The 10,585-nt window shown below is 72.0% G+C and carries 1 protein-coding gene; it reads left to right on the top strand.

Going from position 1 to position 10,585, the window contains the following annotated elements:
• Positions 1–10,585: type I polyketide synthase (locus tag ACWD3H_RS46850; RefSeq protein ID WP_451959686.1), on the top strand; the 10,585-nt coding region annotated here is incomplete at both ends.

The following is a 10,585-nucleotide window of genomic DNA, read 5'->3' on the forward strand; positions in this document are numbered from 1 at the left end:
GCGGCCGAGCTGTTCGTCCGCGGCGTGCAGGTCGACTGGCAGGCCCTCTTCCCGGGTGCTCGCCGCGTCGACCTGCCCACCTACGCCTTCCAGCATCAGCGGTTCTGGCCGAACGCGCGGCAGAGTGGGGATGCTCGGGTGCTGGGGCTGGCCGCGACGGATCATCCGTTGCTGGGCGCGGCGATGCCGCTGGCCAACTCCGATGGGGTGGTGCTGACCGGACGGCTGTCGCTGCGGTCGCAGCCGTGGCTGGCCGATTACGTGGTGGCGGGTTCGGTGCTGGTGCCGGGCGCGGCGTTCGTGGAGCTGGCCGTGCGGGCCGGTGACCAGGTCGGCTGTGAGCTGGTGGAGGAGCTGACCCTGGACGCGCCCCTGGTGCTGGGCGAGGGTGACGCGGTTGCGGTGCAGGTGTGGGTGGGCGCCGCCCAGGAGACGGGCCACCGGCCGGTGAACGTGTATGCCCGCCCGGCGGACGCGGCCGATGAGGTGCCCTGGGTACGGTACGCGACCGGTACGCTCGCGGCCGGTGCTCCGGAAGCCGTGCCGTTCGATGCGGCGGTGTGGCCGCCGGCCGGCGCGACCGCCATCGAGCTGGAGGGGCTGTACGACGATCTGGCCGAGGAGGGGTTCGCCTATGGCCCGGCGTTCCAGGGGCTGCGGGCAGCCTGGCGGGGCGCTGACGGTGAAGTCTTCGCCGAGCTGAGTTTGCCGGAACAGGTCAGCGGGGCCGGTTCGTTCGGGTTGCACCCGGCGCTACTGGACGCGGCGTTGCACGCGGTGACCTTCGCCGGGCTGGAGCCGGTGGAGGGGAGCCGGTTGCCGTTCTCCTGGGGTGAGGTGTGCCTGCACGCGGCCGGGGCGTCGGTGTTGCGGGTGCGGCTGGCCAGGGTGGGCGGCGATGCGGTGTCGCTGAGCGCGGTGGATGTGACGGGTGCGCCGGTGGTGTCGGCGCGGTCGGTGGTGCTGCGGTCGGTCTCGGCCGAGCAGCTGGGGGTCTCCGATGGTCACGGGGCCGGGCGAGACACGCTGTTCCGGGTGGAATGGGCCGTGGCAGGCGGCCTGCCGGAAGCCGGTCAGGTACCGGTGGCGCTGCTTGGCCTGGACACGCTGGGTGTCGCGGCGGCGTTGCGGGCGTCCAATGACGACGCGGCCGGGGGTTCGGGTGGCGCTTTGCCGCCGGTGCACGCGGATCTGGCGTCGCTGGTTGAGGCGGGTCCGGTCCCGGCAGTGGTGGTGACGGAGGCGGTCTCCGACCCGGCGGCCGGGGTGGTGGAATCGGCGCATGAACTGACCGCCTGCGTTCTGGACCTGCTGCAGCGGTGGCTGGCCGATGAACGCTTCAGCGACTCCCGGATGGTGGTTCTCACCCGGGATGCGGTCGTGACCGGTGCCGGCGCGCAGGGTGCACAGGGTGAGGCGGCACCGGACCCGGTCACGGCGGCGGTGTGGGGTCTTGTCCGTAGCGCCCAGTCGGAGAACCCGGGCCGGTTCGTGCTGGTCGACGTGGATGATCAGGAGTCCTCGCGGCCGGTCCTGCTCGACGCACTGCTCGGGGTGCTGGCCTCGGGCGAGCCGCAGGTGGCGGTACGCGAGGGGGAGGTGTGGGTTCCGCGTCTGGCGCGGGTGCTGCCCGGTGATGTCGGGGCGGATGTCTCCGGTGACAACCCCGGTGCCTGGGATCCGGAGGGCACGGTGTTGATCACCGGTGGCACCGGTGGTCTGGGCGCGCTGTTCGCGCGGCATGTGGTGGCCGAGCGGGGTATGCGGCATCTGCTGCTGACCAGCCGCCGGGGCCTGGAGGCTCCGGGCGCGGTGGAGCTGCAGGCCGAGCTGATCGCACACGGTGTCGAGGTAACGATCGCCGCCTGCGACATGGCCGACCGGGACGCGGTGGCGGCCCTGCTGGCACAGGTGGACGACGAGCATCCGCTGACCGCGGTCATCCACACCGCCGGTGTGCTGGCCGACGGCACGATTCCGTCGCTGACGCCCGAGCGGCTGGAGACGGTGCTGCGTCCGAAGGCGGACGCGGCCTGGCACCTGCACGAGCTCACCAGGGACCTGGACCTCGCGGCGTTCGTGCTGTTCTCCTCCATGGCGGGGGTGACGGGCAACGCCGGGCAGGGCAACTACGCGGCGGCGAACGCGTTCCTCGACGCGCTGGTTCAGCTACGCCGGGCCGAAGGGCTGTCTGGATCGTCGCTGGCCTGGGGCTTGTGGGCGCAGGAGACCGGGATGACCGGCGGGCTGGGGACGATAGATCTGCAGCGGATGGCGCGGGCGGGGATGCCGGCGCTGTCGGCCGAGCAGGGGCTCGCGATGTTCGAGCTGGCTGCCGCGTCGGAGCACGCGGCGCTGGTGGCCGCGCGGCTGGAGCTGTCGGTGCTGCGCACGTTCCCCGAGGTGCCGCACCTGATGCGCGGCCTGGTGCGCGCTGGCCGCCGGTCGGCGGTCTCCGTCCCCGTGGGCGGGGACGCGGAGCTGGTACGGCGGCTGGCGGGGCTGGGTGAGGCCGAGCAGGTGCGGCTGGTGGTGGACCTGGTGCGCGCCCAGGCGGCGGCGGTACTGGGGCATGCCTCGGGAGAGGCCGTCCAACCCGGACGCGAGTTCCGCGAGCTCGGCTTCGACTCCCTCACCGCCGTTGAGCTGCGTAACCGGCTCAACGGCGTCACCGGGCTGCGGCTGCCGGCGACGCTGGTGTTCGACTACCCGACGCCGATCGTGCTGGCGCGGTTCCTGGTGTCGGAGCTGCTGGGCCGGCAGGACCTGGCGGTGGCGTCGGGCAGGGTGGCCGGACCGAGAGCGTCGGTGGCGGACGATCCGATCGTGATCGTGGGGATGAGCTGCCGGTTCCCCGGTGGGGTGAACTCGCCGGAAGAGCTGTGGCGGTTGCTGTCCGAGGGCGAGGACGCGATCTCGCCCTTCCCCGCCGATCGGGGCTGGGATCTGGAGATGCTGTCGGCGGGGGGCTCCAATGGTCAGGGCGGTAGTGCGACCGGTCAGGGTGGGTTCCTGGCGGATGTGGCCGGATTCGACGCCGGATTCTTCGGGATCTCGCCGCGTGAGGCGCTGGCGATGGACCCGCAGCAGCGGCTGCTGCTGGAGGGGGTGTGGGAGGCGGTCGAGCGGGCCGGCATCGACCCGGTCTCGCTGAAGGGCAGCTCCACCGGTGTGTTCGTGGGCACCAACGGCCAGGACTACGCGAGCCTGGTGATGAACGCTCAGGCGGATGTACAGGGTCACGCCATCACCGGCATGGCGGCCAGCGTGCTGTCGGGTCGCCTGTCCTACACCCTGGGCCTGGAGGGCCCGGCGGTGACGGTGGACACCGCCTGCTCGTCGTCGCTGGTCGCGATGCACATGGCGGCGCAGGCGCTGCGCTCGGGCGAGTGCGGCCTGGCGCTGGCCGGCGGTGTCACGGTGATGACCACCCCGCTCGGGTTCATCGGCTTCAGCGCCCAAGGAGGGCTGGCGCCTGATGGCCGGTGCAAGGCGTTCTCCGACGGCGCGGACGGCACCAGCTGGTCCGAGGGCTTGGGCGTGCTGGTACTGGAACGGCTGTCGGACGCCCGCCGCAACGGCCACGAGGTCCTGGCGATCGTGCGTGGTTCGGCGATCAACCAGGATGGTGCGTCCAACGGTCTGACCGCGCCGAACGGTCCGTCGCAGCAGCGGGTGATCCGCCAGGCGCTGGCCGGCGCGGGCTTGTCGCCGGCCGAGGTGGACGCGGTGGAGGCGCACGGCACTGGGACGACGCTGGGTGACCCGATCGAGGCCCAGGCGCTGCTGGCCACGTACGGGCAGAACCGTGAGACCGACCGGCCGCTGCTGCTGGGGGCCGTCAAGTCGAACATCGGTCACACTCAGGCGGCCGCCGGTGTGGCCGGTGTGATCAAGATGATCATGGCGATGCGGCACGGAGTGCTGCCCAGGACACTGCACGTGAACGAGCCGTCCTCGCATGTGGACTGGTCCTCGGGTGCGGTGGAGCTGCTGACCGAGGCGACCGAGTGGCCGGAGACCGGCCATCCGCGCCGGGCCGGGGTTTCGTCGTTCGGAATCAGCGGCACCAACGCCCACGTCATCCTGGAGCAGGGGCCGGTGGCCCCGCGGATCGAGGCCGGAACGGTGCCGCGGGACGAGGCGCCGGCCGCGGACGTGCTGCCGGTGTTGGTGTCGGCCCGTACGGCGGAGGCGTTGCGGGCGCAGGCCGGGCGGCTGGCCTCGCATGTGGAGGGCCGCGGTGAGGTGGCACTGGCCGATACCGCGTTCTCGCTGGCCGCGACCCGTCCGGCGTTCGAGCATCGGGCGGTGGTACTGGCCGCCGATCGCGATGGGGTGCTGGCCGGACTGGACGCCCTGGCCGAGAACCGGCCGAGCGCGGGTGTGGTGCGCGGCGTGGCGGGAGCGGAGCCGAGGCTCGCGGTGCTGTTCACCGGTCAGGGCAGCCAGCGGGTGGGGATGGGCCGGGAGCTGTACGAGCGGTTCCCGGTGTTCGCGCAGGCGTTGGACGAGGTGATCGCCGAGCTGGACCCGATGCTTGACGGACCGCTGCGCGAGGTGCTGTTCGCCGAGCCGGGCGGTGACCAGGCCGGGTTGCTGGACCAGACGGGGTGGGCGCAGCCGGCCCTGTTCGCGGTGGAGACCGCCCTGTTCCGGCTGGTCTCCTCGTGGGGGATTCGGCCCGAAGTACTGGCCGGGCACTCGATCGGGGAGATCAGCGCGGCGCATGTGGCCGGGGTGCTGTCGCTAAGCGATGCGTGTGCGCTGGTGGCGGGCCGGGCGCGGTTGATGCAGGCGCTGCCGGCCGGTGGGGCGATGGTGGCGGTGCAGACCTCCGAGGAGCAGGTCGCCGAGCTGCTGGCCGGACGCGAAGACCAGGTGTCGATCGCGGCCGTGAACGGTCCCACCTCGGTGGTGATCGCCGGAGTCGAGGAGCCGCTGCTCGCGATCGTCGCGGTGCTGGAGGAATGCGGGATCAAGACGCGACGGTTGCGGGTGTCGCACGCGTTCCACTCGCCGTTGATGGAGCCGATGCTGGAGGACTTCCGCACACTGGCGAGCAGGCTCACCTACGGTGCGCCGAGGATTCCGATCGTGTCCACCCTGACCGGGCAGGCGGCCACGGCCGAGCAGCTGTGCTCGCCGGACTACTGGGTGGAGCAGGTCCGCGGCGCGGTCCGCTTCGCCGACGGCATCCGCACCCTGCACGGCCAGGGCGTCCGGGCCTACCTGGAGCTCGGCCCGGACGGCGTGCTGACCGCCATGGCCCAGGACACCATCGCGACCGAGCCGGAGGCGTCTGAGTCGCACACGGTAGTGGTGCCGGTACTGCGCGGGGACCGGGACGAGCACCAGGCCGTTACCGAGGCGCTGGCCCGTCTACACGTGCACGGCGTGCCGGTGAACTGGCAGACGGTGCTGCCGCGCGGGCGCCGGGTCGACCTGCCCACCTATGCCTTCGAGCACCAGCGGTTCTGGCCCGAGACCGGTGCCCCCGCCAGGGGTGCCGCCATGGCGGATCCGGTGGACGCGGAGTTCTGGGCCACCATTGAGCGTGAGGATCTCCAGTCCCTCGCGGCGCGGCTGGACGTGGAGCAGGAGACGCTCGGCGCGGTGCTGCCGGCGCTGACGTCGTGGCGACGAGCCCGACGCGAGACGTCCGTCGCGGACTCCTGGCGATACCGGGTCATCTGGAAGCCACTGACCAGCGTCTCGGCCGCCGTTGTGCCGGGCACCTGGCTGGTCGTGGTGCCCGCGGAGCCGGCCGGCGATGCCTGGTCGGAGTCCGTGGTCCAGATGTTCGGGGCGGCGGCCGTACGGCTGGACGTATCCGGCCAGGACCGGGCCGCGCTCGCCGAGCAGGTACGCGAGCGCCTCGGCGCCGACGCGGAGCCGGCCGGGGTGGTGTCGCTGCTGGCGCTGGGTGAGACCACGGAGCCGGGTGTCTCGGACGGCTCGGCGCTGACGATGACCTTGCTGCAGGCACTGGGCGATGCCGGTGTCGAGGCGCCACTGTGGTGTGTCACGAAGGGCGCGGTCTCGCTCGGGCGGTCCGACACGGCGCCGATCCCGGCTCAGGCGGGCGTGTGGGGCCTCGGCCGGGTGGCCGCGCTGGAGTACCCCCAGCGCTGGGGTGGCCTGATCGACCTTCCCCAGACGCTGGACCAGCGGGTGGTGACCTGGCTGGCGGGCGTCCTCACCGTGCCCGGCTCCGAGGATCAGGTGGCGATCCGCTCGACCGGCGTCTACGGCCGCAGGTTGGCTCACGCCCCTTACCGGGGCACTGACGCCACGCTGCGACCGCGCGGCACGGTCTTGATCACCGGTGGCACCGGCGCGCTCGGTGCTCACGTGGCCCGGTGGCTGGCCGCCCAGGGCGTCGAACATCTCGTACTGACCAGCAGGCGGGGCATGGCGGCAGGCGGTGCGGTCGAGCTGCGCGACGAGCTGACCGCGCTGGGTGCCCGGGTGAGCATCGTGGCATGCGACGTGGCCGATGCGGACGCACTCGCGGCGGTGCTGGCCGACATCCCGGCTGAGTACCCGCTGACCGGGGTCGTCCATGCCGCAGGCATCAGCCCGGCGAACAACCTGGACGGGCTGGACGCCGCCGAGCTGGCCGAGGTGATGCGGGCGAAGGTCGTCGGCGCGCTGAACCTCGACGCGCTGCTGGGCGACCGCGAGCTCGACTTCTTCGTGCTGTTCTCCTCGATCGCCGCGGTGTGGGGCAGCGGTGGCCAGGCCGCCTACGCCGCCGCCAACGCCTCTGTTGACGCTCTCGCCGACCGGCGGCGGGCACGCGGGGTCGTGGCGACCTCGGTCGCCTGGGGCCCATGGGTCGGGGATGGCATGGCCGCCGCCGACGGGGCACAGGACTACCTGTCCAGGCGTGGCGTGCGGGCGATGGGGCCGGGAGCGGCCGTCACCGCGCTGTGGCGGGCGGTCGCGCACCGGGACGCGACCGTGGCGGTCGCGGATATCGCCTGGGAGCAGTTCGCCCTGACGTTCACCGCCGTACGGCAGAGCGCTCTGCTCGGCGATCTGCCGGAGGTGCTGAGCCTGGTCGAGGCGGGCCGTACCGTCCGGGAAGAGGAGCAGTCGGCCGTTTCCGCCCTGCGGGCGCGGCTGCGTGAGCTGGAGGCGGGCGAGCGGTCGCAGGTCCTGCGGGACATGGTCCGCGAGCAGGTCGCCGTAGTGCTGCGGCACCCCAACGCGGATGCGATCGAGACCGAGCGGGCCTTCAAGGATCTCGGGTTCGACTCGCTGACCTCGGTCGAATTCCGTAACGCGCTCCGTGCCGCGACCGGCTTGAACCTGCCGGCGACGCTGGTCTTCGACTACCCGACGCCGGCCGTCCTGGCGGACTTCCTGCTGGCGGAGTTGCTGGGCGAGCAGGTGCGTGCGGGGGTGCCGTCGGCGGTGCTGCCGGTGGCGGACGATCCGATCGCGATCGTGTCGATGGCCTGCCGCTATCCGGGCGGGGTGAGCTCTCCGGAGGACCTGTGGCGGCTGGTCGCCGGAGGCCAGGACGCCATCTCCCCGCTGCCACGGGACCGAGGCTGGCAGACGCGCGGCGAGCTGGACTTCCAGGGCGGGTTCCTCTTCGACGCGGCCGAATTCGACCCGGGGTTCTTCGGCATCTCGCCGCGCGAGGCGCTGGCGATGGACCCGCAGCAGCGGCTGCTGCTGGAGACGTCCTGGGAGGCGATCGAGCGAGCGGGGATCGACCCGGTCTCGCTGCGCGGTAGCCGTACCGGCGTGTTCGCCGGGGTGCTCTACCACGACTACGGGACGAGTGCCGAGTTCCCGCCGGAGGCGATGACCTTCGTCAGCAACGGCAGCGCTGGGAGCGTCGTCACCGGTCGCGTCGCGTACGCGTTGGGGTTGGAGGGCCCGGCGGTGACGGTGGACACCGCTTGCTCGTCGTCGCTGGTGGCGATGCACATGGCCGCGCAGGCCCTGCGATCGGGTGAATGCAGTCTGGCCTTGGCCGGTGGCGTGACGGTGATGGCGTCGCCGTTGGTGTTCGTCGATTTCAGCGGTCAGGGTGGGCTGTCGTCGGACGGCCGGTGCAAGGCGTTCGCCGACACCGCTGACGGCACGACCTGGTCTGAGGGTGTGGGCGTGCTCGTGCTGGAGCGGCTGTCGGACGCTCAGCGCAACGGTCACCAGGTCCTGGCGATCCTACGTGGTTCGGCGATCAATCAGGACGGTGCGTCGAACGGGTTGACCGCGCCGAACGGTCCTTCGCAGCAGCGGGTGATCCGTCAGGCGCTGGCCGCTTCGGGGCTGTCGTCGGCCGAGGTGGACGTGGTCGAGGCGCATGGAACGGGCACGACGTTGGGTGACCCGATCGAGGCGCAGGCGTTGCTGGCCACCTACGGCCAGGAGCGAGATGAGGATCGGCCGCTGCTGCTGGGTTCGATCAAGTCGAACCTCGGTCACACCCAGGCGGCGGCTGGTGTCGCGGGTGTGATCAAGATGATCATGGCGATGCGGCACGGCATCGTGCCGAAGACGTTGCATGTTGATACGCCGTCGTCGCATGTGGACTGGGCCTCGGGTGCGGTGGAGCTGTTGACCGAGGCGGTGGAGTGGCCGCAGACGGGCTGGCTGCGCCGGGCGGGTGTGTCGTCGTTCGGGGTCAGCGGCACGAACGCGCACATGATTTTGGAGCAGGGTCCGGAGGCGCCGCAGGCCGAGCCGCGGGTGGAGGACGTGGCGCCGACAGCGGGTGTGGTGCCGTGGGTGATCTCGGGCAAGACCGGTCAGGCGCTGCACGATCAGGCGGGTCGCCTGGGTGCGCACCTGGAGGCGCACGGTGATCTCGACCCGGTGGATGTGGGCTCGTCGCTGGTGGTGTCGCGGTCGGTGTTCGAGCATCGGGCCGTGGTCATCGGAGACGGTCATGAGGAGCTGCTGGCGGGGCTGGCCGCGGTGGCTTCCGGTGAGTCGGCGACGCGCGTGGTCGCGGGTGTGGCGGACGTCGATGGGAAGTCGGTGTGGGTGTTCCCGGGCCAGGGGGCGCAGTGGGTGGGCATGGGTGCCGCGCTGCTGGAGGAGTCGGCGGTGTTCACCGGGCGGATGGCCGAGTGCGCGGCGGCGCTGGAGCCGTTCGTGGACTGGTCGGGGTGGTCGTTGCTGGATGTGGTCCGGCAGGTGGAGGGTGCTCCGGGGCTGGATCGGGTGGATGTGGTGCAGCCGGTGTCGTTCGCGGTGATGGTGTCGCTGGCGGCGGTGTGGGAGTCGCTGGGGGTTCGCCCGGACGCGGTGGTGGGGCATTCGCAGGGTGAGATCGCGGCGGCGGTGGTGGCGGGTGGCCTGTCGTTGCAGGACGGCGCCCGGGTGGTGGCGTTGCGCAGCCGGTTGATCGGTGAACGGCTGTCCGGGCATGGGGTGATGCTGTCGGTGATGGCGCCGGTGGAGCAGGTGCGCGCGGCCCTGGTCGCCGAGGGCTTGCTGGATCGGATCTCGATCGCGGCGGTCAACGGGCCTCGGGTGGTGACGGTGGCCGGTGATCCGGATGCGATGCGGGTGCTGGAGCGGCGGTTGTCCGCCGATGGGGTGATGCGCTGGCAGTTGGCCGGTGCGGACTTCGCCGCGCATTCGCCGCAGGTCGAGCGGTTCCGTGACGATCTGCTGGTGGATCTGGCGGAGGTGGCGCCGCATGCGGCGCGGGTGCCGATGCTGTCGACCGCGACCGGGCGGTGGCTGGAGGGCACGGAGCTGGACGCCGGCTACTGGTATGAGAACGTGCGGCGCACGGTGGAGTTCGCGCCGGCCATCGAGCGGTTGCTGGCGGAGCGGTATCGGGCGTTCGTCGAGGTCGGCCCGCATCCGCTGCTGATGCTGGGGATCGAGCAGGCGGTGGACGCGGCGGGGGTCACCGCGGTGGTCGCCGGGACCTTGCGCCGTGACGAGGGCGGCATGGACCGGGTGCTGGTCTCGGCGGCTGAGCTGTTCGTCCGCGGGGTGGCGGTGGACTGGCGGGCGGTGCTTTCGGGCGGGCGCCTGGTGGAGCTGCCGACCTACGCCTTCCAGCACCAGAGGTTCTGGCCGGGCCCGAAGCAGGGTGGCGATGCTCGTGCGCTGGGGCAGGCGGCGACGGGGCATCCGCTGCTAGGTGCGGCGGTGGGCCTGGCGGACTCGGATGGGGTGTTGTTGACGGGTCGTTTGTCGCTCGCGTCGCATTCGTGGCTGGGTGATCACGTGGTGGCCGGTACGGCGCTGTTCGCCGGCACCGGGTTCCTGGAACTGGCGATCCGGGCGGCGGACCAGGTCGGCTGCGACCGGGTGGAGGAACTCACCCTGGCCGCCCCGCTGGTGCTCGGTACGGACGATGCCGTCGCCGTCCAGGTGGTGGTGAGCGCATCCGACGAGACAGGCCGCAGGAACCTGGCGATCTACGCCCGGTCGGCTGACGCGCCGGACCAGCCCTGGGTGCGGCACGCGACCGGTGTTCTCAGCACGGGTGCTTCGCCTGCCGAGCCGTTCGATGTGGCGGTGTGGCCGCCGGCCGGGGCGTCCGTGATCGAGCTGGACGGGTTGTATGAGGAGCTGGCGGAGGAGGGCTTGGGGTATG

The organism is Streptosporangium sp. NPDC002607, assembly GCF_053592655.1.